This window comes from Pseudomonas sp. MF06569 (assembly GCF_059862735.1).
The window spans coordinates 37,243-60,550 of sequence record NZ_JCBCUZ010000028.1; the positions used below are offsets into that span (position 1 = coordinate 37,243).

Genomic DNA, 23,308 nt, shown 5'->3' on the forward strand with positions numbered 1-23,308 from the left:
GACCCCATGTTTATGCGCAACGCCTGGTATGTCGCCGCCAGTGAAACCGAACTCGGTGAGCAACTGTTTGCGGTCAAGCTGCTGAATGAGGCGGTAGTGCTTTACCGCAAAGGCGATGGCACCCCGGTCGCCCTAGAAGATGCCTGCCCGCATCGCAAACTGCCGTTGTCCTTAGGGCGGCGCCAAGGTGACGACATCGAATGCGGTTACCACGGCCTAACCTTCGACTGCTCGGGCAGTTGCGTGCGCGCCCCCGGCAGTAAGCACGTTCCCCAAGGCGCCAAGGTGCGCAGTTATCCGCTGGCCGTGCGCTACGGCCTGATCTGGATCTGGATGGGCGATGCCGAGCTGGCCGACGCCAGCAAGATTTGCCACGTGCCCGAATGGGGCGATCCGGCCTGGGGCCTGAATCGTGGCGACAGCATGGTCATCCCCTGCAACTACCTGTACATGACCGACAACCTGCTCGACCCCTCCCACGTGGCCTGGGTTCACCAGTCCTCCTTTGGCAGCGCCGCATGCGCCCAGGAGCCGCTGCAAACTACGGTGACAGACGTCGGCGTGATCGTGTCGCGGTGGATGCGCGACATCGAAGTGGCGCCGTTCTACGCCAAGTTCGTCAAGTTCAGCGGCAACTGTGACCGCAAGCAGCATTACGAAGTGCACTACCCGGCCCAGGCCATCATCAAGGCCATCTTCACCCCGGCCGGCACCGGATCGGATGCCGGGCCGGTGCACGAACAGGTGTTCTTGATGAACTCCTACAACTTCATGACCCCCATCGATGAGTCCACCACCCGCTACTACTGGTTCCAGGTGCGCAACTTCGACCAGGACAACGAGGAAGTCTCGCGCCAGTTCGATGAGGACGTACGTCACGCTTTCGCCGAAGACCGCGTGGTGCTCGCCGCCGTCCATCAAGGCATGGCCAACAAGTGCAGCCCCAATATCGACCTGGCCTCCGACTCGGGACCCCTGCGTTTCCGGCGTAACCTGGCCAAATTGATTGCCCAGGAACAACCTGCGGACTTGATCCCGCTGGTACAAGGCCAGACCGCAAACAGCGGGGGTTTGAGATGAGCAGCCAACCCCAAGGTTTCAAGGCTTGGCGGGTGATCGAGAAAACGCCGGAAAGCGCGGTCATTACCTCCTTCGTCCTCGCGCCGCAGGACGGTCCTGCACCCATGGACTTTCGTCCGGGGCAGTTCCTCACGGTGCGGCTGGTGTTGGGCGACGGCACTCGAGTGCTGCGTAACTACAGCGTCAGTGCCCTCACGGACAACCCGCTCCAGGTACGAATTTCGGTCAAGCGTGAACCCGCCCCGTTCGATCGCCAAGACCTGCCGGCCGGACAAGGTTCCAACCACCTGCACGACGGCGTGCGGGTTGGCGACGTACTCGACATCGCAGGCCCATCCGGCACCTTTGTGCTGGACGAGCAAAGTCCAAGGCCGGTGGTGCTGTTCAGCGGCGGCGTCGGTTTGACGCCCATGCTGAGCATGCTGCATCGCCTGAGCGGCCAGTCGATGCGCCCGGTGCACTTTCTGCACGCCTGCGAAAACGGCGCGGTGCATGGGTTTCGCGATGAAGTGCTGGCCCTGGCCGACCGGCGCCCGGGCATTGAAGTGCACTTCTGTTATCGCAATCCGAGCGAGGCGGATCGTGACCGCTTTCACAGCCAGGGCCTGATCAGTCGCCAAACCCTGCAAAGCCTGCTGCCGTTGGACGACTATGATATCTACCTGTGCGGCCCCAGACTTTTCATGCAGGCCAACTGGCGGCTGTTGCGCAGCCTTGGGGTGGCCCGCGAACGAATTCATTACGAGTTTTTTGGCCCGGCGACGGTGCTTGAGGAAGACGACGTCAGTCCAGCGCCGCCACCTGAGCCGACGCTGAGCGAACCTGTGGCAAAGGACGGTGCCGTAAGTGTCTGCTTCATGCCGTCCGGCACCCGCGTAGCCTGGGATGAAAACTGCCATTCATTGCTCGAATTGGCCGAACAGGCGGGCCTGACTCCGGCGTTCAATTGCCGGGCGGGCTTGTGCAATACCTGCCAGGTGAGCTTGCGCGAAGGTACGGTCGAGTACTTCGACGACCCGCTGGACGCTCCGCAAAACGGTGACATCCTGTTGTGCTGCACGCGGCCCACCAGTGCGATCACGGTGCAACTGCGCCAATAGTAAGCGCCGTAGGCGAAGTCGGCCGCGTGTCTGATGCTGGGCGCGAAAAATCAGATCCAATATTTGGGTACCCGTCTTGGCTATAAGCGTCAGGGCATGGCGCCCAGCAGTTGAGCGCGCTTCTTCGAGGTTGCTGCGGTGATCGGCGACCACCGCCACGTCAACACCGCGTTGCTTGGCGGCAACCAGCGCTCGGGTAACGTCTGGACTGGTGAAGACGTACGCAGCAACGCGGATAGAGCTGGTGGCCGCGTAAATGGTGCGCAAGACTAGTTTCTGTGCAGAGCCCTCGGGCTAGAAACCGACCTCGATGCGACGGCTTGCGTCGCCCTCGTTGTCAGCAGCCAGGGCCAGCACTTGCAGGCTGCCCCCCGCGACCAGTGCCATCGTCAACGCCAGTGGCTTGAAAACTCTAGAAACCATGTTCTACAGGCCCCCAAATATCGTTGGCCTTTTTAGTCAAACCCTCATCGTCCTTGCAGGACTCAACAGTCTCCCCCCGTGCGGCTTTCGTGCGCGAAGGACTGAAATGTCCGTGCTTGTAACGCTTGATACTGAAATATTTCTGGATGTACTTGTCGCAGTCACCATCGCGGGTCATGCCAAGTAGACAAAGAACAGCACCGCAAGCGTCGGGGTTACTGTCATGGCCATAGGGCGGCTGGACCGGTTCATCAGCAACGGCTGGACCTGACAGCAATAATGCTCCCAGCAAAAAAACGGATGGAAGTTTTTGCATAAATCCCCCTTTTCTCGCGTGCGAGAAATTCAATTGATGATCTGTACGAAAGATGGCTCGACTTGCGCTTGCCCTTGGCCGGATGCCAGCGCAGCGGCTGGTTTGGGATCAGCGAAGCGTTGGAACTGTTCAACCGGCGCAGCATCGCCAGTGTCCAGCGCAACTTGAATCCTTGACTGCTCAGGGCTCGCCGGTTGCATCGCAGCCTGTTGAGCGGGTTGCGGTGCCTGGCCGTTTTCGTCGGTCACAATCACCCATGGGTCACTATGTTTTGACGAAGCTGTACGAGCGCGCACAGGCGTTTTTCGTGCCCCTGGTGATGCAACCGCTACGGGTATCGCCTCATCGCCTGCAGTGGCCTCCACAGCAGGCACAATCGGATCAGCACTCGAAGGATTCAGGGCACCGACCACAACTTTCTGCACGTAGGACAGATCACCCTCTTTGTCCGGGCGATAACCACGTACAGGGTTCCCGCTGTAGTACATCGAGAGCGAGTCGCGCAGGGCTTCTTGTGGGTTCGGATTCGCGGTCAGGGCTTTGGTGTAGTTCTTGACCATCAGCTCGCTAATCGCCTGCAGGTTGCGGCACGGCTCAAACGCTTGGGCGTAGCTCAGGCCGAGAGCCCGCATGTTCGTCACCAGGAGCTGGCCAATACCGACCGAGAAACGGAAGCCTTCGCGCTCCAACCGTTCGGCGGTGGCCACCGCTTCACGCAACGACTTGGGCTGACGCTCCAATCGGCCATCGACAACCCCAATAGCGTAAGGGTTGTAGGTCGATTCATTGCCGATCAATGACTTTAGGGTCTGCGGATGCACGGTAGGCGCGCACTTAACGGCCAGCTCAGAGAACGGCACCGGGGCTTGTTCATCGGCCCAGGCCTGGCCGAGAGTGCAGGCCAGTGCCAACAGCGTTACCGCGAACTTAGGCAGCTTTTGCATATTGAACCTCCGAGATGTAGCGACGGCCATCAAAGCCGTACTCCCACTGAATGACGACATCGATCAGTTGCCGCGAGTATTCGATCAGTTGCGACTTGTTCATTTCGGCGCCGCCACGCGCAGCCATAGACGCCAGGCGGTCGAACATCATTTCCGGCGAGTCCGAGTGAATCGAGGAAAGTGAACCGCTGTGACCGGTGTTCAACAGCTCCAAAAACGGGAAGGCTTCGCCGCCGCGGATCTCGCCCATGATTGCCCGGTCGGGGGTCAGTCGAAGAATCGACTCAAGCAGGTCAAACGGTGTGACCTTGGCGCGACCTTGACCGCCACGTGAATAGATCAGGTGAACCACGTTCTTGTTGGGTGTGCGGATCTCGCGGGTGTCTTCAATGGTGACGAGACGTTCATGCGGATCAATGTGCTCCAGCATCCCGTTGAGCCAGGTGGTTTTACCCGCGTTGGTCCCGGCTGAAATCATGATGTTCTTGCGGGCTTTCATGATCCCGATGAAGAACTCTTTCCAGCGCTTAGCGCGATACAGCGCTATCAGGTGATCGTCGGAATAATCGCTGTGCAACCGAGGCTCGTTGATATGCTCGAAAGCCCCGGTGTCCTGGTATTCGTCCAGGGTGATTTGCTTGATACCGGGCTTACGGATACAGACGATGCCGCCAATGTGCTGTTCGACCGCAGGCGCCAAGACAACCTGCACGCGGTAATCGCCGCGCTGGTTGTCTGGCACACCCTCGGCGAGATTGATCGGAATACGGCCCGACAGAATCGGCGTATACGAGTCAACCTGTTGCCCGGTATGAGCGGCAATCACCTCACCGAGCGAGGTAATTAATCCAGTTGTTACCCCCTCGATCTGCACCGGCTTCATGAACCGACTGCCGTGATAACCGGCCCAGACGTTGCCAGGGCCGTTGATCGCAATTTCGGTCACTTCTGGATCGTCCAGCAGCGTGACCAGGTTTTTCAGTTTGGCGCGGAACGATGCAATCTCAGACATACCGCTTCCTCACTGGATGAAGGTGACGCCGCCACTCTTGGCGTGCTCGATCTCGGCCTCGAATTGCGAGGTGAAATCCAAATCGCGCTGCAGGTAGATCACCACACGCGAGCCATGGGGCACGGTCAAAGTTGGTTGGATACTGGCGTAGCGACCCAGGATCGTTTGGGCCGACTCAGACGCGGCTTCCTGTACTTCCGTGCGATAGCGTGACGCCGAGTTTTCCTGATCGCCGGACGACACTCCGGTATTCGAGGCACCGGCGCCGATGATCGAAACCGCTGCAGCAACACCGAAGATTTGCCCCCAATGGTTATCGACTACGCCACCTTGACCAGCGGTGCCCAACTGGTCAGAGCCCGCGCTATTGATCGCGATCTCCATTGCTGGGCGTCCAGGCAGGTTCGGCGTACGTAACCAATTCCAGATGGTGAACAACCGTTCTTGACCAGGGCGAAGACTGGCGTTGTAGCTGCCGCAAACCGTCGAGCCCCACGGAATCAGAACCCGACGACCGACAGCCGCGTAAACGTCCTGCTGAATGTCTACGCAGATCTGCCCCGGCAACTGACTTTGGGCGCGGGGCTGCAACACAGCCTCGATAACAGCACCCTGCAGAACCTTGTACTCCAGGTTTTCCATCTTGCGTACCTTGGATACCGTAACCCCATCGGTGAACGTCGAGGATGCGTAAGCGCTATTGGCATTTGACGGGACAGGAGCGTTTCTATCGCTCCCCACGCCCAAGGATCCAGACCCACCCTTCTGACCCTCAGCTTCATCCGTGAAGCCCTCGTCTTTCGCAGTGGCGATGATGGCCGAGCGTTGACGTGCGGCCTGCATCTTCTGTTCTTCAAGCTCACGCTGCAGCTCAATGGCCTGGCGACGCTTCTCGGCTTCGCTCATACCAGTTTGATTTTGACGGTCTACCACAGTGCGCGGCGTGTCAGCGGGTGCAGTGCTGCCGTCATTGCTGACAGGAGCGACCTGCGCCGCTTGACGCTTGAGGGTTGGATCCTGCACACGGCGCGGCTGTGCGGCGGTGATCGCGTCATTACCAACGCTGTTCCCGGCTACAGGTTCATCACTGTGTTTTAACCAGTAGACAAACCCACAAAGCGCAACCGCCGTGAGCGCCACAGCGACACCGGCAGCCTTGTTTGAGCCGGGCTTCGCTTTGAGCATCGAGTTCGACTGTGATTCGTTCCACTCACGAAGTTCGTCCTCGCGAGTTTTCTCCGGAACGGGTTTGTTGTCGTCATTGTTCATGCTTAAGCCCCTCCGCCATCACGAGCGCCTCGAGTAACGGTGCGCTTATATGGGTTGGCCAGGTTCTCCACGCAGACATGGGCGTTGCCGTCACGCAGGACAAACATACTGTCCAGGCGCTCTACGACCACGTAATCACCCTCACGGCGTTTGTTGACCATGGCCTCAGTTCCATCGGGCAACACGCGGTAGAACTGCGGCATGTCAGCCCCTTTCTTGAGCAGGAACTTGGTGAACTGGCCATCATCCATGACCGACTGCAAACCAATGGAGTCCTTGTCACCTGCATAGCCGTAGTTGATGTTCGGGGAGCCTGGCGTGCCGGTGCTGACCACAGGCGGGGGCTCATGGCTCTTGACCTCAGTGAAAGAGGACACGCGGCTGCTTGGGTAAATGAAGCGAATCAGGTACGACTGGCCGGTGTTTTTCTTGGAGCTACCCAGCTGGAAATAGTAAGTACGCTTGCTGGTGATCACGGTCAGGTTGGTGTCCGCGTTTTCCTCGACCGGCTTGAGGAACAGACGATTGCGGAACGGGATGGTTTGCCAGGCGATGGTGTCGCCCAAGGCAACCACTTTCACCATTTCATCCGCTTCAAATTCGAGGGATGTTTGATAGTTATAAGTGCCCACCAGTTCGTAGACTTGGTTCGGGTCATAAGTAACTTGTTTAACCCGTTTATCGGTCAAGAGCGGGGTTGGCAACTTAGCGGCGTGTGCAAAACCACCAAAAAAACACAAACTCAGGGCGATAGCGGTCGGCAAAATGCAATGTTGCTTCATGATTTTAGTTTCCTTGAATTGAGTGAATTACCGGCGGCTCAGTTCTTCACTTTTTCGATAAAGAGTAATCACAGTACCGAGCGGGTTAACCCAGCGATCACCGAGCTGACGCGGTACAAGTGTGTTCGCTATTTTCAGATTCGCTGTGTAGTTCGTTGGTACGGGATCAGCTTTCCCTGCTTGATGAAAGTTTGACGTGAATGAAATTTGATAAATGTCACCTACTTTATTGATGCTGTACGCCTCGGCTTCAATCCACTCCTTTTCACCCAGCAATGCGTAGGGGTTTCTTGGATTATCTGGATTGATTTCCTGCTCGTACTGGCGCGCAACCTCCGGCGTTGTGTACAGGTGGCAGGTGTCAGAAAGTGACTGCCTTCTGCGTGGATCAAAGGTGTTGCACGCATTCACGAAGGCGTACAGGTCTGACTCGATCAAGGCTTGTTCTGCCGACACATTTTCCTTGTCAATGACGCGCATTTTCAGGACTTCACCGTCTGCGCCGATGGTGGCTACCACGGGAATTACAGTGTGCAGATCCGACAGGACATAGACCGCACAAGCCAAAGCAACAATGGAAATCGCCTGAGCACCATTGAGGAACAGGGAGCGATTGCGTTCCTGTTTGACCTTCTGCTGCTCTCGCAATGAATTGCGGCGCACGGCCTCATCATTCTTGAATGTCTTGTCCATTACATTTTCACTCCCAAAGTTCTAACAGCCATCATCACCAGCGACGACCCCCCTACAGTTGCACCAGAGGACAACGCAGCGGCCCAACCGCGAACTTGCAACATGCAGATAATCAAGACTCCTTCCACGATCAATAATGTGCCGTACTGTTGAGCCGTCATTAGGGCTGCGTCACTGATAGTAGCGGTTTGCGCAACTTCGTTAATGGCGTCTCCGAAGACAGAATAGCCGAATCGGATAATGGCGATGGACAGAATGTAGATAAGCGAGAAGTTCAACATCTTGCTTAGCCAATTCATTCCCCAACCCCGTGTTTGTGGAAAGAAGAAAAACGCGACCAAGATCGGCAGAATCGACATGCTGATAGCTGCACCAAACTTAGCAATCAGCATGTTCAAGATCGCGACCACGAACAGAATGCAGTTAATAACGAATAAGCCGTAGCCCATCATGATCATTGCAAACTGCCGCCAACTGACGTTCATCAGAACGCTGGCTACTTTCCCGACATTCACATACAAGGCGTCGAGCATCGACGTCGAATTGACACCCCCGCTCATGATTTTCGCGGCAATGGATTCTGTGAAACCGCCCCATGCCTGGTAGAACACAAGCCCTCCCGTAGACCAATTCAGCGTCAGGAACACCATGGCAGTGAGGAACATCCTTTGCGCCAGATCCCAATACTTGATGGCTTGGCCGTTGTAGATCGTGAACCCGAGCACTGCCCAGTAAGCAACGGCAATCAGGTACACGGCTGGGGAAACCAGTTCCGCCAAGTCAGGAAACACCTGGGCGACGAAGCTGGTAGTCAATTCGTCAGTGGCACCGATTAAGCCCTCAAGGGTCAGCTGCGCCATGGGTTCGATGCTCCGTACACACCCTGGAAGTGGGAGAGCACTTCGGGGTCGCGGAAGTCACTGGCACTCAACTGCACACCGGTTTGTGCCTTGATCTCCCTGGAAGTCTGTTCGATGCAGCCTTGAACCAGCGAACCGCCGTACGACGACGACTTCATGTAGATCTCAGCAAAGCAAGTGCCGGGGAACCAGTTGCCAACGTCGCGTTTTGATGCGCTCAACAGAGGGTTTTTCCCGACGCTGATCGGTGCTGTTGGATTGCCTGGTTCAGCAGGTTCCGTCGAGAAGTACGAAGCGGTATTGATGTAAACCACGCTACCGACAACGACCACGGCAACGACTACCGAAAGGACGTGATGTAGTTTGAATTTAAGCATTGCTGCGCTCCTGGTCTGCTGTGACAAACGGGGTGAACTGGCAAGCGCAAGGCGACTTATCAATCTTGCCGGTGTTGGTGACACAGCCCGAGGCCGCACTGACCACCACGGCCAGCAGCACCACTTTCCAGAGCTTGAACACCACCCACAGCGGGAGCCAGATCGGGAGGGTGACGCCTTTGAAGATGAAGACGATTGCTTTCATGCGGTTACTCCTTTTCTCGCACGCGAGAATTACTGATCTTTCCACTTGAAGAATTTTTCGTTGTCCGACGTAGCCTGGTTCTCAGCGTTGTTCAAGTTCGCTTGCAGGTTCATGTTCAACGCTGACAGCTTCGATTGAGCCGAGGACAACATGCCGTTTTCAGCGGCAATACGGTTTTGCAGGTCTGCGGCGTCTTTGGCATTGGCGGTGTGATCGACTTGCGCCGAGAGCGTGGCCAAGTTGTTCAGGTGGACTTGCACCTCGCTGTACAGCGCGTCACCACCAGACATTGCAGCGCGAACAGAGTCAGAACTGAGCTGATAATTCTGAGCCCGTTGGCCCTGCGGGTTGTTGAACAGTTCCTGCGGCAACGTGTTGATCAGTTGTTCGTAATACGACTGCTTGCTGCCATAAGCGCCCGAGCTTTGACGGGAAACGACTTCCTGCCATGAACCTGGCACGACCGAGGCCGAGTTGATCGCGTCATTCAGACCGATAGCGCCGCGACCGTACGAGCCTTTGAGGCTGTCCAGGGTTCGGCTTTGCGTCTCGTAGGAGTGTTTCAACGTGTCAAATTGATCTTTCAACACGAGGTATTGCTGGGCCAACGCAGCCCAGGTGCCAGCGTCACCAGTTGGAACACCCGTTGCGTGTGCTTGGCCGCTGATAGCCATAACCACCGCCGTAGCGAGGCACAGCTTTTTGATAGTCGTCATCATTTGACCGCCTTCAAGTTGTGAGTGTTTTTGGCTTTGGCTTCGGCCATGAAGACCGGAACCCATTGCTCTGGATCGTCAGTGCCCAGGCGCTTGATAATCGACTCCATCAGAGCCACACCAACATCGTTCGAGGACAGCACGGGGATGAAGTCGGACAGATCGGCCTTCGGATCCTCTGAGGTCAGATCGAATACAACCTTGATCGACTCTTTGCCGCGACGGATAAGGAACTTGCGAGAGCCCTGGCCGATTTCGCGGATCCACTTACGTTCAGCGACGGTCAGGTTTTGATGATCTTCATCAGTGGCCGCGTCGTTCGACAGATAGATCTTGGTGGCACTCTGTTTGTCGATTGAGTCGGTTTCACTGCGGAAATACTTGGCATCAGGCGTGACAAAGATAATCAGGCCGTTTTTGCGACGGATCTGCATGATGAAGTTGTCGATTCGCTTCTTCCAATACTCGTTCTTCACCAGGTTTTGCCCTTCCTCCAGTACCAGGATGAAAGGCGTGCCATCCATTGCTTGCTCGATGCGATGCAGTGGGTAGCTCAACACGACCGGAAGTTCTGGCCGCGCCTCACCGCCCTTGAGCAGTTCCATCATTTCAAAGCAGTAGTGCCGCGACGTGCTCAGGTCGATGGAGTCATTCACGTTGTCGAAGACACCGGCATTCGCGCCAGTGACACCCTTGGCGCCGTGCCAGATGGCCATAACATCGGCCAGCTCGCCCTGGCCATACGTCCACACGACATTGCGGAACCGGCGATCCTCGAACGGCAGGCTGTAGTTTTCGTCCACCAGAGCCTTGAAACGCTTGATGTCATCAGCAGACGTAGGGGTTGATGCGTAGCACTGACGCATCAGCACTTGCAGATCCACCAGAAACGCACGGTTTTCAGCCGTATCGGGCAGCTTGAAGGGGTTCCAGTTCATGCCGCTATGAGGGGAAAGCGTGGTATGCACACCGCCCATAGCTTTCATGAACACCTTTGCGCCGTAGCGGTTATCGAACCAGAATACTCGTGGCTCGGCTTTGTCGGCCTCACTGACCATCAGAGAAATAACGGTGGTCTTACCCGAACCCGTATCAGCGGCAATTGCCGTGTGCCCTGCAACCATCCCTTCCAGTTCGCGATGGAAGTTGAAGTTGTAGGAAGTCCCGCTCTCAGTTTCAAAAGCGGTAATGGCTGGCCCCCACAAGTTGCCATCCCGACGCCCCTTGGCGAAGTTGTGCAACGAAGCAAACCCCGCGAAGTTGGTCGATTTGATCTTGCCGCGACGACCAATCAGGTTCTGTGCTTGGCCTGGCAGCTGCGACCAGTAGAAGGTTTCCAGGCCCATCCACTCGCGTACCGATTTGACGTTCAGGTCAACAAAGCAGTTTTCCACCAGGCCCACGGCTTTATCGAGTTCGCTAGCGTTCTGCTTACGGTTCGCTTCCGAGTCCATAGGCAACGACGGCACATGCACAAAGATGGTCAGGTGGTGCAGACCGTTGACAGCATCACCACGGCGCAACGCCCGAATCCCCTCAGTCAGTTCCTTGCTGTCATCGTCGGCGATGCCGTGAGTGTCCGAGACAGTCAGGCGCCGTTGTTCTTGCGTCATCGCCGATTCAGCTTCGATTCGGTTAGAGAAGAAGAACGATTGCGTGATGATGTATTCCACCGGCTGCTGCAGGAACTTGTTCATCATCCGCGATGGAGTTCTGCGCGGCCATTCAGCCATGCTCAACATCGCGCCGATACGCGAACTGGTGCTGCCACGTACTTCGCACATGGTTGCCAACACACGAAAGTTAAGGCGAGCGTATGGCAACATTTCGCAGAGCTTCTGATCGCTCAGGGGGATCTTGCGATCCTCAAGGTTGATCAGGTAGTTGAAGAACGTACTGAGTTCGGAGAATTCCTCTCCCAGGAAGTCATACACGACCTCAGAAGGGTATTGCTGGTGATCGCCGTTGTGCTCTTTGAAATCCGCCCAGCTCCAACGGAAACGACGCACCGCGTCATAAGCCCGGTCACGGTCGATCATCTTTGAATCGGTTTTAGGGTGCCGCTGCACTTTCAGGCGAGTCGCACCGTACTCGGACAGTCCACCCAGCAGCAGATTCGCAGCCTTGTACAGATCCTCAGCCATGTCGTCATAGGATTCAGCATCCTGCTTAGTCGGGCTGGTCCCTGTAATCAGCGCAATGCCTCGATCCATCAGCCCTGGTACACCAGACCGGAAACGGTTGCGTACCAGCGAGATATAGATCTCGTTGACGTAGAACCCTTTGTGTTGATAACGGCCACGCCAAGCAGCGTTGAGTTGCTTGGAGAACCAGGTGCCGCCCTCGCCTTCAGGGAAATCAAAGACCTTACGGCGGATGGTATGCACGTACAGGCCCAAGTTACTGAATGCGACGGTACGTAGCAGCGTGTTACGGCGAACTTCAAACTGTTTAACCTGTTCTTCGGTCAGCGAATCAAAGAGCAAGCCATCAATTTTGATAACTTGGACTAACGCGCTTTCTTTGGTCATTACCGTCTGATCATCGTAGTGATAGTCATACGGCACCATTGCGCTGACTTCCAACTCCAGCAGATCCTCTTCGGATCCTGCTGGCTGTTGAACGCCTAGCGACAAGTCAAGATTGCGCGTCAATTTCCTAAGCGCTTTATCAACGAGGCGCATAACTCCGATACCCCCACAAGTTCCTATTCCGAGAGGCCCGTAAACGAAATGCAGATTGCAAGACACCAAATAAATAAACGTCTTTGCTGCAAATGTAATACGAAATTCCAAACAGAAGTGGTATTGCCCCAACCGGCCATAACGAGCGAATTACCAATGCTGTTATTAGCGGTCCAAAGATGCTGATAAGAATGCTCGATAGCGTGAAGGCGCCGACCATAGATGGTCGAGCCATCGCTAAGACAAGCACCTCACCCTCATCGGGTGCGTGCTCGACCGCACTCATTGCAGTGAGGTTGCAGCGCCGGATTTGATCTCGGCGACGATGTTCGGTGCGAAGAACACCAGGAACACACCGGCGACAGTCCAACCGAAGGTGGACCACTCGACACGGCCCGACTTAGCCCGGAAGCCCTGCACCACAATGGCCAGGATGCCCAGGTAGTAACCGATATCGAAGATGAGGAAGCTAACAATGTCTTTCAGCAGGTTCTTGACCGAACTGAAGTCCATCGCCGCGTTGGCAAATTCAGGGAGAAGGCTCAGGGAGAACAGCGACCCGATGACGACGATCTTTTCTGCCTTGGCAGTCCAGTCTTTGCGCATCAGGGCCGCATGGTTCATTCCGTGTTTCGGGGTGACGATATTGCGAAGGGTTGTTACCGTGTTGCTTTGTTGAAGCTTGGTTACCCAGGATTGTTTGTTAATGGTTTCTGACTTACGGAAATTCGATTTTCCTGTTTCGAGTTGCATACCGTTGCCTCTTCATAGTCATGACGGGGAATCCCCGTACGTTATGGTTATTGCTTTGTGCGGATTGTTAGGACAGGTCTCTTTTATAAAGTCGATAGCAGTATCGGCATTTTTAAAAAGTCTGGTCTTCCCTAACGCTGTAACAACCGAAAACACTTGCCCTGTTGACGGACTTTCGATGATGAGTTCCCACTTCCGAACATTATCCAAGTACCGCTCTTGTAGATGAACTCGGTAATCCGGTTGGGCGTTGGTGAAAACCACCAGGTCTTTTTTATCTAGGGATTGCATCATGTCCTCTGAATAGCTCAGCGCTAAAAACAGAGGGGATACTGTAGCCCCTGACATTTTTCTTCTAGATCCCACCTCGCATTTTCTTCCTCTTTAGCGTTTTGTTTAACGTTTTATGCATTTCGTTACTCAATATATTCTTTTCATTTTATGAAATCAACATTTCATGTTGCGTTTTTTGGATTCCGAAAAGGATGGGGACGAACGAATGCCCCAGGAATAAACCTGCGTACTGATGGGTAGCGATAAGTGATTGAGACATAAGGCGTTTCACGATCTATCCCTTGAGGCCTGGCGGCTTCATGTCGTGTATGAGGTAAGGCAAGAGGGCATAGCCTTCCACGCGGGTGTGACAGCAGGGATGGGATTTTTCTCAACTATTTGAAAAAAAGCTGATGACCGGTATTGAGCTGAGTTGAACGAATGTTCGACGTGAGGAGGGGCAAAGGTCGCGAAGTCGAGCAGCCGTGAAATGAATTCTCGCGTGCGAGAACGCGACGCGGTGTCGTGTATTTATCGCATGCGAGAAAAATACAAAGTAAACCCTATTTTGGGGTTGACCAAAGGGTTTACCATATGCAAACTTGAATCACGGTCCACTATCGGACAAGTCGGAGATCATGATGAAGATCACAACTGTAGCGAATCAAAAGGGCGGCGTAGGGAAGACCACCCTAGAGATTCACCTGGCAGCATGCGCGGCAGAGGATGGTAAGCGTGTCCTGGTCGTAGACCTTGATGAAGGCGACCTATCGCAGTTTTTTCCCCAAACAGAGGATGGCGATAATACGCCTTATCTAATGTCCAGCCAGTTGTTCAATGGCGAGCATGAAGGGCGTCAGCCACGCCAGGTCGGTCCCAACATCTGGTTGATCGAAGCTGACGTAGCACTGCTCGACGTGGACGATATGGATCTAGACGTAATCCACGCTCTACGGCCTGCACTGGAACGATTTTCTGACGATTTTGATCTCTGCATGATCGACACCCCACCGAACTTGCAACGTCGCATGGTTGCGGCCCTGACGGCCTCCCATGCCGTGGTGGCCCCGTTCAATATCAGCGCCTTTACCCTTGCTCGACTCCCAAAATTGATGAACACCATCGAAACTGTGCAAGACAGGTACAACCCTGATCTGCGCTTTTTGGGCTATTTGCCGAACTTGGTGAACAGCCGTTCGCCCGAGGAAATAGACGCCCTCCCCGGACTTCGCGAGAGCTACGGTGATGCCATGTTCGCGGAGCAGATCATCTACCGGCCTTGTATCAACAAATCGCTGGCCGCTGGTAATCCGGTCTGGTGGAAGGCCCGCAGCGGCAGTCAGCGTGAAGCGGGCCGGGAAATGAAACGGGCTTGTAAGGCCGTTCTCGATAAAGTTTGGGCTGAATGAGGGCCATGTCATGACAACGAAGAAACCCAACGCATTCGGGGGTGCAGTCAAAAAGCTTTCTGACTTTCAGAAGCAAAAAACGGCAGTTCTGGAAGGTGAACGCATCATCAAGGTCAACCCCGACGAGGTTGAGTGCAAGCCGCAAATCCGAGGCAAGGACAACCCAGGCTTCACACAAGAATCTCTGATTGAACTGGGCGACGACATTGAACAGAACGGACAGGCAGAGGCTGCCGTCCTACGGCCCCACCCAAACCCTGGAAGCGGGTTCAAATACCTAATGGTCGCGGGTGAGCGACGGTTGCGGTCTTGCGCACTCAAAGGCCTTTTGCTTGAAGCAGTAGTGCGCGACCTCACAGACGCCCAGGCCAAACGGATTCAACGTTCTGAGAATGTCCAACGCGAAGGACTTCTGCAAATCGAAATAGCCCTGTCCCTGAAAGCCGACAAGGAAGAATTAGGCACCCTGCAGGCAGTTGCTGCCGAATGGAAAAAGAGCATCAGTTGGGTGGCTGAACGCTTGTCCTATCTGGATGCCATCGAAGCCGGGGGAGCTACCAGCACAGCAGTACAGAACGGAATAACCGCTGACGTATCAGTGGTAAACGACCTAGCGCGCCTTGAACGTCTCGACCCCGCTGCAGCCGCCAATGTGGTACAGCGTGCCGAAGCTGATCCTGACCTGAACGTTCGCAACGAAGTACGCACGGAACTCAAAACAACCAAGGCGCTCAGGATAGGCGGGGGCAAAGCCAAACCCAAGACACCAGGCAAAGCGACAGAACTCGATTTGTTGAAAGAACAGGTTGCCCTCCTGACTGAGCAGGTAAATACCTTGAAGTCTGAAAAGGTGTATCTCTCTGAGGAACTGGAGAAAGCACGGCAACAAATCGCCGACCAGTGGAAGCCTGCAGAATGACTACCCGCCTCACTGACCAGGATCTACGAATACCACCCGAAGACTTCGAGCGTATCCGCAGTAACTCAAAGATGCATAGCCGCAGCCTTGACGTGGCTTTTGAAATCCTCGTTGAGGGCAAAAAGCTTGTAGCAGTGGCCAATGCTCACGGACTGACGAAACAGCGCGCTTTAGCCATAAGGGACAAAATCTACTCAGCCTATCTACTCCAGGCTCCCGAAGGCTGGAGCTATGCGCAGATCTGCGCCCCCGAGGAAATGATCAATCGTTTCGTCAAAGAGGCCGACACGGAGCGATTGAGGTATTGGCAGAGTAAATCCACAACAAAGAAGGACAAGGACGCATGATTCGGTAAAGCGACTATCGAGCAATCTCAAAACTGCTGAAACCGCTATCGGGGATGGCAGCACAGAAGCTTGAGCATTGACTGTGGGACTGTTTCTTTAGGGCATACATGAATTGAGACAGTCAGAGGCAAACCGGGCAGGGCTTTACTTAGATTAGTGATACGTTCAATTTGATACACTCTTAAATGAACACTCAAAATGATACGAAGGAGTAGAGCCCGTCATGTTCATCCGTTCTTACCTGCGAGCATCGACCATCGAGCAGGACGCTAACCGAGCCAATGACGCGTTGGAACAATTTGCAGCTGACCATGGCCAGGTTGTTGCCAGTACATACACAGAAAATGCCAGCGGCACCGAAGCGAACAGGCCAGAACTTCTTCGCTTGCTCAAGGATGCGCGCAAAGGCGACGTGCTCCTGGTTGAAAGCATCGACCGGCTGTCACGGATGGAAGATTCTGATTGGCGGATGCTCAAAACGACCATCGACTCAAAAGGACTTCGCATCGTCGCGCTGGATCTGCCCACCAGTCACCTGGCGTTAAGAGTCACCCAAGGCGACGAGTTCACCAGTCGCATGCTTGGAGCAATCAATAACATGATGATCGAAATGATGGCGGCTATTGCTCGTAAGGACTATCAACAACGCCGCGAACGGCAAGCCCAGGGAATCGCCAAAGCCAAAAGCTCCGGGGCGTATAAGGGCCGCCCCATTGATTCCGATCTGCACAAGCGTGTACGTGAACTGCTTGCTGCAAATTTGGGGATTAGAGCAACTGCCCGTCACGCTGGTTGTTCAACCACGACCGTTCTCAAAATCCGTGACCAGGTTCAACAGCTCAGTTAATTGAGCCGGTCGGAAGTGACTGACTAGCGGAGGCGAAGCCGTAGTCTGTCAGGCGCTTACGAGTGGCCGCCGCCGGCAGGCGACTTTGACTTATCAACCCCAAGGTTAACAGCGTGGCAGAGGACGACAGTTAGAGATCATAAGAGGCAGGACTTCTGACCCCTTGATTTACGGGGCCTCCAGAGCAGTAGATAGCTCAGCCTATGAGCGAACCTTCGGTCATCATCTGTGAACCAACCTCGCTCATAGACCGTGATCTAACCTAGCTCACGTTATGAGCTACCCCTCGCTCATCGGTGTTCGATAGCAAACATCCTTGAGCTACCCGTAGCTCACAACATGAGCTACCCCTAGCTCATTTTTTGCGCGATATCCGACAAGTCTGTCAGATAGCGAACAAATTTGATCTACCAATAGAGCACAGCGTGAGCTACCCTTCGCTCATTCTTGCTCGCTATCTGACAAGTTTGAGAGATAGCAAACATCACTTTTGGACGATCTGACAGGAGGGTCGATGTCTGAGGAAATCCGCAATCTACACCAACCCGCGCCACGCGGGACTTGGGTTCAGACAGAGCGTGCTGGACACGAAGCATGGGCGCAACTGATTGCGCACGCTCCACGTGCGGCCCAGCTGCTGCACATACTCGTGGCCAACATGGATAAGAGCGGTGCCCTGATTGCCAGCCAAGCTACTTTGGCCAAGCTGATGGAAACTTCTACAGCAACGACAAAGCGAGCGTTGTCGGTACTGATCGAGCAGGCTTGGATTCAGACAATCCGGCTGGGGAGTGATCGAGGCGGAGCGCTGGCCTACGTGGTGAACAGCAGGATCGCTTGGGCGGATAGCCGCGAAAATATCCGCTTCGCACGGTTCAATGCGCGTGTGCTTGTGTCGTCCGAAGATCAAAGTGACCTGGGCAGCGGCAAACTGTTGAAAGCACCGGTCATGGCACCAGGTGATTTGCAGTTGCCAGCTGGTGATGGTCTGGCCCCGCCAGTTCAAGAAACGTTCGAAAGCATGCTGCCAGACTTGCCGTCGATCTCCGACAATTCAGAAGCCTGAAACGACGAAACCCGCAGCACGGCTGTTGGCGCTGATTGAAAACTGACCCACCCTGCCGATTGAAAATTGACCCAGGACGGATTGCTGATTTCTGTCCCAGCAATTGTGGATAAGCTTAGCAGCAGTGGGCCGATTCAAGACGCATCAACCCCCACCGCATGTAGGCATGCAGCAGGGTATTTATGGTGCGGATCAAAATGGCTCATCGTCCTCGACATCATCTCCGTCCTTGCGCTTTCGTTCCCGTGACTTGATCTTTGTCTGGGCGGCCAAGGTGCTGTGTTGTAGGCGGTAGGACTCGTTGCCCGTTTCGACGATGTGGCAGTGATGTGTCAGCCGATCCAACAACGCGGTGGTCATCTTGGCGTCGCCAAACACACTCGACCATTCCGAGAAGCTTAGGTTGGTGGTGATGACCACGCTGGTGTGTTCGTACAGTTTGGACAGCAGGTGAAATAACAGGGCACCGCCGCTTTGGCTAAAGGGCAAATATCCCAGCTCATCCAGTATCACCAGGTCTGTGCGAAGCAGTCCCTGGGCGATTCGCCCTGCCTTGCCATCGTACTTCTCACGCTCCAGCAGATTCACCAGATCCACCGTGGAAAAGAAGCGCACGCGTTTGTTGTGGGCCGTGATTCCGGATACAGCCAAGGCACTGGCCAGGTGTGTTTTCCCGGTTCCAGGGCCGCCAATGAACACGACATTCTGCGCCGTTTCAGTGAACGCTAAGCTGGATAGATCGCTGACCAGCCGGGCATCAGCGCTGGAAGCGCTGAAGTCAAAGCCAGCTAAGTCACGGTGCATGGGGAGTTTTGCCATGTTCATCTGATGATTCACCGAGCGCACCGCGCGATCCGCATGTTCCTGCTGAAGCAGATGTTCCAGCAGCCATTTCGATGAAGCCGTCGACGCTGTTCCTTGAGAGACCAGTTCTTCCCAAGCACTGGCCATGCCGTGCAGGCGAAGTTCTTTGAGTTCAGTCATTAGGTCACGCATTGCGATTCTCCTCATCGGTCGCACGGAGCCGGTCGTAGCGTGCTGTATTGGCAACAGGCGCGACCTTGAGTTGCAGGCTGGTTTCTACACTGGGAGGTAGTGCGGTGGAGGTCAGGCGGGCAAGGACATTGAGGATGTGATCGGCGCTCAGACTTCCCGATTCAAGTACCAGCTCCACCGCCACCAGCACAGGTTCGAGCCCCGCAATTGGCACAGCAGCCAGTACCTGCATCATGATTCGATCACCGTTGGTGTGACGCCTCAGTCCTCGTTTGAGAAGCCGTAACGGTTTTGGCAGATCAGCAAATGGCGCACCGTTGCGCAATGCACCAGGCTTGCGTTCGATGAGTGGGATGTAGTGCTGCCAGTCAAAACTGACCTGATCTCGATCAAAGAGGCGCTCGTGACTGGCGATCACCGTTTCGTCAGCAATGACCACGATCCGCGAAGGGTACAAACGGCTACTGACCCACTGGCCGACGCGCTCACATGGCACTGAATAGCGATTTCGCGCCACGCTGATCAGGCAGGTGCTGGAGACCCGCACGGTACGCTCGACGTAGCCATCAAATGCCGTCGGCATTGGCATCATTTCGACCTGCTCCAGCTCTAAGACCTCGGCCACCGTCAGCCCGTTGTACTGCGGATGCACCAGTTCGCTCCAGAGCGACCGACAACGTTGGCCGAGCCAGACATTCAGTTCCTCGAAGGTGTGAAACATACAGTTTTGAGCATCGAGCCAGATTCGCCTCCGGCTGTCCTGAACGTTCTTTTCGACGATGCCTTTTTCCCAGCCAGAGGCCACGTTGCAGAAGTCCGGATCGAACAGATAGTGCGCGCACATCACGGAAAACCGGGCGTTGACCGTGCGCCCTTTGCCTTTGTTGACCTTGTCGACAGCCGTTTTCATGTTGTCGTAGATGCCGCGACGCGGCACACCACCCAACGCTCCAAACGAACGGGTGTGGGCATCAAACAGCATCTCGTGGCCTTGGCTGGGGTACGCAACTAACCAGAATGCGCGGCTGGCACACAGCTTCATGTGGGAGACCTGGATACGTCGAAAAAGACCACCGATCAGCAGACCTTCTTCGCTCCAGTCAAATTGAAAGGCCTCACCGAGCGCAAACGTCAGCGGTACAAAAGCGCGTAAAGACTTGCCTTGCTCGCCTCGCCAAGAGCGCACAAACGCCGTGAGCTGGCTGTAACCGCCGTCATAACCCTCGGCTTTGATCTGCTCAAAAAGTGCTTTGGCGCTCCTGCGGTTGTGTTTTGGCCGGAACGAATCGGCCTTGAGCGCCTGCTCCAGGGTCTCGTGAAAAGGGCTGAGCTTATTGAAGGTTGCGCACCGTTGGTACGCTGGCTGAATGGCTTCGGGCGCTCTGACCCATTTTCGGATGGTGTTTCTCGACAGCCCGGTACGCTTGGCTATCTGATGCAGCGAGAGCTTGTCGCGGAAGTACATCCGCCGGATTTTTCCCAACATTTCCATGCTGATCACCCTGTGTTCTCCTGCTCGAAAAGTGAGCAGAAGCAGTTGAACACCTGGGTCAGTTTTCAGTCGGCAGAAGAGCCTCTACTGGGTCAGTTTTCGGTCAGCGGCAACAGTTGAGCATCCATTTCGGGTGATTAAGCGTCAGTTTGGTTATACGAAAGTGCGCTTCCGAGGCTTGGTGAAAAACACTGCTCAGATGGTGACGTTGTTCGCCTTGTCGAACCTGTGGATGGCACGTCGATATTTGCTCTGCGGCGCAGGAGAGGTGCGTCCGTAATGTGGGAAATGACGACTGCGAGGCGCTTGCAGCGGCAAAAACGGATGAAATAGACGGCAGATTTGCCTGATTTTGAACGGCTGCCGTGTTTTGAGAGCGCCGATGACTCAGTAGCCGGAAAACAGGGGGGGACTTCAGACCATCCCTTGGGGGCGAATAACGCCGCTTATGTCAGATCTGCCGACAATCAGGACATCCCTGGTTGTCGAGCTGGGTTTAGTGTTCTATTAGCTAAGGATGAGTTATACTTTTGTAAAACTTGAAGAGGGTATGGATATGGGGACTGTTGCGCTTCGCCGCTCAGGTGGCTCATTGATTTTGGCGGTTCCTGCTGCGTTTGCGGCACAGAACCATTTGGTTGCGGGTTGCCAGCTGGCTTGGAAAATCGAAGGGGATGCCCTAGTGGTCAAACCCAGCCGGAAGAAACGCACCCTAGCCGAGCTGATTGCGGCGACCCCGAAAGAGGCGCGTGTCGAAGGTTGGGATGACATGGAAGCGGTCGGAAACGAACAATGGTAAGACGTCCACCGAGTGTTCCCAGTCGAGGTGAAATCTGGCATTTGAACTTCGATCCGTCCACCGGACGTGAAATGCTGGGAGAGCATTACTGCCTAGTGTTATCGAAGCGCGAATTTAACGATTCCTTTGGACTCGCCTTGGTCTGCCCGGTGTCACAGGGGCGTGCTGAGAATGCTCGTGACCAGGGTTTTTTGGTCACGCTGATGGGGTCTGGTGCTGACACCCAGGGAAACATTCACAGCCATCAGGTACGCACACTTGATTGGCGTGCCCGTAAAGCCAGCTTCAAAGAGAAAGCCCCGGCTGAGATCGTGCAACAAGTGCTCGACTGTGTTGGCGCTCTGTTGGAGGAGTAGAACGCTGCGAATAACGCGTCCTATGTTCAATTGCACCCCACAGAAAAGCCCACCCCGGTGGGCTTTTTTGCGGCCGCTGGACGCCAGAGGATGGGGGATTGGACTACCGTCACCAAGGTGTGCGGCGCTACGCGCAATCGGCCACGTTTCCCCTGAGCCAAGGAGTGCTTTTCAATGTCCGTCACCTACTTACCGCTGGAAGCGTGGAACAGACATTGGATGATTGTGGACGTGTTTATGTGCTGTCGGCGCTGCGGTGCCATTCAGGACCTGACCAAGGGGCGCGAGTTCATGCATGCACGCGGTTGTCCGTCTTGGAAGCCAAACGAGCAATACCCCTTTTGTGAATTGGTGGCGATTTTGGAGCAAGAAACCAAAATCCAAGCTGTACTGTTTTTATGAGGAGCGGGGTTCAGGAGGACGCGCTGCGAGTCATGCTCGAAGGCGGCGCGGTGCGTGAGGTGTTGGTCAGTCGTCAGGGCAACAAGTTGGGGCTAGCGATTCGCCTGGGCGGCGCAGGGTCACGCTGCCTGTTCGCTAGCGACGCGAAGCGCTACGCCCCTGGGCCAGCCTGAGTGCTGTTGGACGCTTTGCTGAAGCGCAGGGCATCCAGATTTTTGCCGTCGAATGGTGAAGTTTCGCGCCTGCGAAACTGTTTTGGATCCCTTTTGGGGTGCTGTAGTGCGTCCCCTATACAACCAGAGCACGTAATCCGCGGCCTACAGGGCAGTCTGTAGTCGCGTCTCACTACAGACTGAAATCCATGATTGCTCTGCAGCCCTTGTAAATAGCGGCCTGTAGCCGCACCCGTAGGGTGCGTATGGTGTGTGGCTTTTTGAGCTAAGGAATAGAGGTAAAAATCTGCTCAAACAACGTCTTTTTAAAGGGAAAAAACGGTCAGAGGGTCCCATTTCACCCATCGGCTTGCCCGATTGACAGAGGATGAGCAAAAAAACAACTGATAATTGCTAAAAAACAACAGATAACAGACGTTTAAGTAACAAAGCAGAACATATCAGAAACACAATTTTGATATAAAGAAAGCAAATATCATCAGAAAGTTAACAGGTAAGCAGCAAGAAAGTATCAAACGAGGTATGTTGGTGCTTCCTTTTTCTGAGACGAGACTATGGCCGATATTGAAGCGCTCACCTCGATGCTTTCAGGGTTGAAAAGCAAGTCTGCTTACAGTCAGCTGAAGCCGCTGATGCCTCTCATTGATCGTAAGATCAAGGAAGGGGTCCGCCGGTCAGAGATACATGAAATGCTGACGGCGCAAGGCATCGATATTTCGGCCGGCTCGTTTTATACGTACTTGTCGCGTTATCGAAAAAAGCATGCGGATACGATGAAATCTGCGATGGACGCTCATCTGGTGTTGTCACCGGGTGATCTGGCCGTGGATGTGAAGCCCCTTGATGCCGAGCAGGAAGCGCTAAGCATGCCTGCTGCTGATGATGCGACTCCCCATAATTTGTTCCTCAGCCCTGATGCACTGGATCGGTATACCGAGCAGTATTTCAGGAGGCCGCCACTTCGTCGCAATAAAACATGATTTTGGTGATCCCGTTGTCAGTGCAAGGCGGGTTG

The 23,308-nt window shown here is 54.9% G+C and carries 27 protein-coding genes and 2 pseudogenes; 12 read left to right on the forward strand and 17 right to left on the reverse strand.

Annotation, left to right across the window (positions count from 1 at the left end):
* Positions 1 to 6: 6 nt before the first annotated feature.
* Complete coding sequence (locus AC19YQ_RS20660) at positions 7 to 1,080, forward strand: aromatic ring-hydroxylating dioxygenase subunit alpha (protein WP_009682426.1); 1,074 nt, start codon at positions 7 to 9, stop codon at positions 1,078 to 1,080.
* Positions 1,077 to 2,180: an FAD-binding oxidoreductase gene (locus AC19YQ_RS20665; protein ID WP_009682427.1), complete on the forward strand. Its 1,104-nt coding sequence runs from the start codon at positions 1,077 to 1,079 to the stop codon at positions 2,178 to 2,180. The genes AC19YQ_RS20660 and AC19YQ_RS20665 overlap by 4 nt, the downstream gene beginning before the upstream one ends.
* A gap of 72 nt (positions 2,181 to 2,252) precedes the next feature.
* Here AC19YQ_RS20665 and AC19YQ_RS20670 read toward each other — a convergent pair.
* The 15 genes and pseudogenes from AC19YQ_RS20670 to AC19YQ_RS20740 form a co-directional block, all read right to left on the reverse strand.
* Positions 2,253 to 2,447: pseudogene (locus tag AC19YQ_RS20670) on the reverse strand (phospholipase D-like domain-containing protein); the annotation flags it as partial.
* A 27-nt stretch (positions 2,448 to 2,474) separates the two neighbouring features.
* Positions 2,475 to 2,603 (reverse strand): hypothetical protein, encoded by a 129-nt coding sequence (locus AC19YQ_RS20675; RefSeq protein ID WP_254925078.1) that lies wholly within the window; start codon positions 2,601 to 2,603, stop codon positions 2,475 to 2,477.
* Entirely contained in the window at positions 2,593 to 2,919 is a 327-nt protein-coding gene (locus AC19YQ_RS20680; protein ID WP_053070061.1) for a TrbM/KikA/MpfK family conjugal transfer protein, read from the reverse strand. The genes AC19YQ_RS20675 and AC19YQ_RS20680 overlap by 11 nt, the downstream gene beginning before the upstream one ends.
* Positions 2,920 to 2,948: 29 nt before the next feature.
* A complete protein-coding gene (locus AC19YQ_RS20685) occupies positions 2,949 to 3,863 on the reverse strand; it encodes a lytic transglycosylase domain-containing protein (RefSeq protein ID WP_048377555.1) in 915 nt (304 codons plus the stop codon).
* Positions 3,847 to 4,875, reverse strand: coding sequence for a P-type DNA transfer ATPase VirB11 (gene virB11, locus AC19YQ_RS20690; RefSeq protein ID WP_048377556.1), 1,029 nt, complete (start codon positions 4,873 to 4,875; stop codon positions 3,847 to 3,849). The genes AC19YQ_RS20685 and virB11 overlap by 17 nt, the downstream gene beginning before the upstream one ends.
* A 9-nt stretch (positions 4,876 to 4,884) precedes the next feature.
* Entirely contained in the window at positions 4,885 to 6,144 is a 1,260-nt protein-coding gene (locus tag AC19YQ_RS20695) for a TrbI/VirB10 family protein (protein WP_048377557.1), read from the reverse strand.
* A gap of 2 nt (positions 6,145 to 6,146) precedes the next feature.
* Positions 6,147 to 6,926 carry a TrbG/VirB9 family P-type conjugative transfer protein gene (locus tag AC19YQ_RS20700; protein WP_053070063.1) on the reverse strand — a complete coding sequence of 260 codons (780 nt, stop codon included), beginning with the start codon at positions 6,924 to 6,926 and terminating at the stop codon, positions 6,147 to 6,149.
* A 27-nt stretch (positions 6,927 to 6,953) separates the two neighbouring features.
* Positions 6,954 to 7,619 carry a VirB8 family type IV secretion system protein gene (locus AC19YQ_RS20705; RefSeq protein ID WP_048377558.1) on the reverse strand — a complete coding sequence of 222 codons (666 nt, stop codon included), beginning with the start codon at positions 7,617 to 7,619 and terminating at the stop codon, positions 6,954 to 6,956.
* On the reverse strand, positions 7,619 to 8,479 hold the full coding sequence (locus tag AC19YQ_RS20710) for a TrbL/VirB6 family protein (protein ID WP_048377559.1): 861 nt from the start codon (positions 8,477 to 8,479) through the stop codon (positions 7,619 to 7,621). Before AC19YQ_RS20710 ends, AC19YQ_RS20705 begins: the two co-directional genes overlap by 1 nt.
* Positions 8,467 to 8,856, reverse strand: a complete 390-nt coding sequence (locus AC19YQ_RS20715; RefSeq protein WP_048377560.1) for a hypothetical protein — start codon at positions 8,854 to 8,856, stop codon at positions 8,467 to 8,469. Before AC19YQ_RS20715 ends, AC19YQ_RS20710 begins: the two co-directional genes overlap by 13 nt.
* Positions 8,849 to 9,061 carry a hypothetical protein gene (locus tag AC19YQ_RS20720; protein ID WP_048377561.1) on the reverse strand — a complete coding sequence of 71 codons (213 nt, stop codon included), beginning with the start codon at positions 9,059 to 9,061 and terminating at the stop codon, positions 8,849 to 8,851. Before AC19YQ_RS20720 ends, AC19YQ_RS20715 begins: the two co-directional genes overlap by 8 nt.
* A gap of 29 nt (positions 9,062 to 9,090) precedes the next feature.
* Positions 9,091 to 9,777, reverse strand: coding sequence for a TrbJ/VirB5 family protein (locus AC19YQ_RS20725; RefSeq protein WP_095003316.1), 687 nt, complete (start codon positions 9,775 to 9,777; stop codon positions 9,091 to 9,093).
* On the reverse strand, positions 9,777 to 12,431 hold the full coding sequence (locus AC19YQ_RS20730; RefSeq protein WP_238938553.1) for a VirB4 family type IV secretion/conjugal transfer ATPase: 2,655 nt from the start codon (positions 12,429 to 12,431) through the stop codon (positions 9,777 to 9,779). Before AC19YQ_RS20730 ends, AC19YQ_RS20725 begins: the two co-directional genes overlap by 1 nt.
* 16 nt (positions 12,432 to 12,447) lie before the next feature.
* Positions 12,448 to 12,747 (reverse strand): VirB3 family type IV secretion system protein, encoded by a 300-nt coding sequence (locus AC19YQ_RS20735; protein WP_082149917.1) that lies wholly within the window; start codon positions 12,745 to 12,747, stop codon positions 12,448 to 12,450.
* Positions 12,744 to 13,214 carry a TrbC/VirB2 family protein gene (locus tag AC19YQ_RS20740; RefSeq protein WP_053070065.1) on the reverse strand — a complete coding sequence of 157 codons (471 nt, stop codon included), beginning with the start codon at positions 13,212 to 13,214 and terminating at the stop codon, positions 12,744 to 12,746. The genes AC19YQ_RS20735 and AC19YQ_RS20740 overlap by 4 nt, the downstream gene beginning before the upstream one ends.
* A 914-nt stretch (positions 13,215 to 14,128) precedes the next feature.
* On the opposite strand from AC19YQ_RS20740, the gene AC19YQ_RS20745 reads away from it, so the two are divergent.
* The 5 genes from AC19YQ_RS20745 to AC19YQ_RS20765 all read left to right on the forward strand — a co-directional run bounded on the left by AC19YQ_RS20745 (position 14,129) and on the right by AC19YQ_RS20765 (position 18,075).
* Positions 14,129 to 14,896 carry a ParA family protein gene (locus AC19YQ_RS20745; protein ID WP_048377563.1) on the forward strand — a complete coding sequence of 256 codons (768 nt, stop codon included), beginning with the start codon at positions 14,129 to 14,131 and terminating at the stop codon, positions 14,894 to 14,896.
* Positions 14,897 to 14,906: 10 nt separating this feature from the next.
* Positions 14,907 to 15,815, forward strand: coding sequence for a ParB/RepB/Spo0J family partition protein (locus AC19YQ_RS20750; protein WP_048377564.1), 909 nt, complete (start codon positions 14,907 to 14,909; stop codon positions 15,813 to 15,815).
* Positions 15,812 to 16,162 (forward strand): TrfB-related DNA-binding protein, encoded by a 351-nt coding sequence (locus tag AC19YQ_RS20755; RefSeq protein ID WP_048377565.1) that lies wholly within the window; start codon positions 15,812 to 15,814, stop codon positions 16,160 to 16,162. The genes AC19YQ_RS20750 and AC19YQ_RS20755 overlap by 4 nt, the downstream gene beginning before the upstream one ends.
* 223 nt (positions 16,163 to 16,385) lie before the next feature.
* On the forward strand, positions 16,386 to 17,009 hold the full coding sequence (locus tag AC19YQ_RS20760) for a recombinase family protein (protein WP_048377566.1): 624 nt from the start codon (positions 16,386 to 16,388) through the stop codon (positions 17,007 to 17,009).
* A gap of 514 nt (positions 17,010 to 17,523) precedes the next feature.
* Positions 17,524 to 18,075 carry a helix-turn-helix domain-containing protein gene (locus tag AC19YQ_RS20765; RefSeq protein ID WP_032901689.1) on the forward strand — a complete coding sequence of 184 codons (552 nt, stop codon included), beginning with the start codon at positions 17,524 to 17,526 and terminating at the stop codon, positions 18,073 to 18,075.
* A 192-nt stretch (positions 18,076 to 18,267) separates the two neighbouring features.
* Here AC19YQ_RS20765 and istB read toward each other — a convergent pair whose 3' ends face one another.
* Both istB and istA read right to left on the reverse strand, forming a co-directional pair.
* Entirely contained in the window at positions 18,268 to 19,071 is an 804-nt protein-coding gene (gene istB / locus AC19YQ_RS20770) for an IS21-like element ISPsy20 family helper ATPase IstB (RefSeq protein WP_029241171.1), read from the reverse strand.
* The gene (gene istA / locus AC19YQ_RS20775) at positions 19,064 to 20,563 is read right to left on the reverse strand and encodes an IS21 family transposase (protein WP_102619021.1); all 1,500 of its coding nucleotides are present in this window, start codon (positions 20,561 to 20,563) and stop codon (positions 19,064 to 19,066) included. Before istA ends, istB begins: the two co-directional genes overlap by 8 nt.
* 109 nt (positions 20,564 to 20,672) lie before the next feature.
* On the opposite strand from istA, the pseudogene AC19YQ_RS20780 reads away from it, so the two are divergent.
* From AC19YQ_RS20780 to AC19YQ_RS20800, 5 genes and pseudogenes are all read left to right on the forward strand, one after another.
* Positions 20,673 to 20,843 (forward strand): annotated as a pseudogene (locus AC19YQ_RS20780) (transposase); the annotation flags it as partial.
* 237 nt (positions 20,844 to 21,080) lie between these two features.
* Positions 21,081 to 21,362: an AbrB/MazE/SpoVT family DNA-binding domain-containing protein gene (locus AC19YQ_RS20785; protein WP_500595830.1), complete on the forward strand. Its 282-nt coding sequence runs from the start codon at positions 21,081 to 21,083 to the stop codon at positions 21,360 to 21,362.
* Positions 21,356 to 21,718: a type II toxin-antitoxin system PemK/MazF family toxin gene (locus AC19YQ_RS20790; RefSeq protein WP_500595831.1), complete on the forward strand. Its 363-nt coding sequence runs from the start codon at positions 21,356 to 21,358 to the stop codon at positions 21,716 to 21,718. Before AC19YQ_RS20785 ends, AC19YQ_RS20790 begins: the two co-directional genes overlap by 7 nt.
* A gap of 174 nt (positions 21,719 to 21,892) precedes the next feature.
* Complete coding sequence (locus tag AC19YQ_RS20795; protein ID WP_500595832.1) at positions 21,893 to 22,120, forward strand: hypothetical protein; 228 nt, start codon at positions 21,893 to 21,895, stop codon at positions 22,118 to 22,120.
* Positions 22,121 to 22,847: 727 nt separating this feature from the next.
* Positions 22,848 to 23,273, forward strand: coding sequence for a hypothetical protein (locus AC19YQ_RS20800; RefSeq protein WP_500595833.1), 426 nt, complete (start codon positions 22,848 to 22,850; stop codon positions 23,271 to 23,273).
* Positions 23,274 to 23,308: the final 35 nt, after the last annotated feature.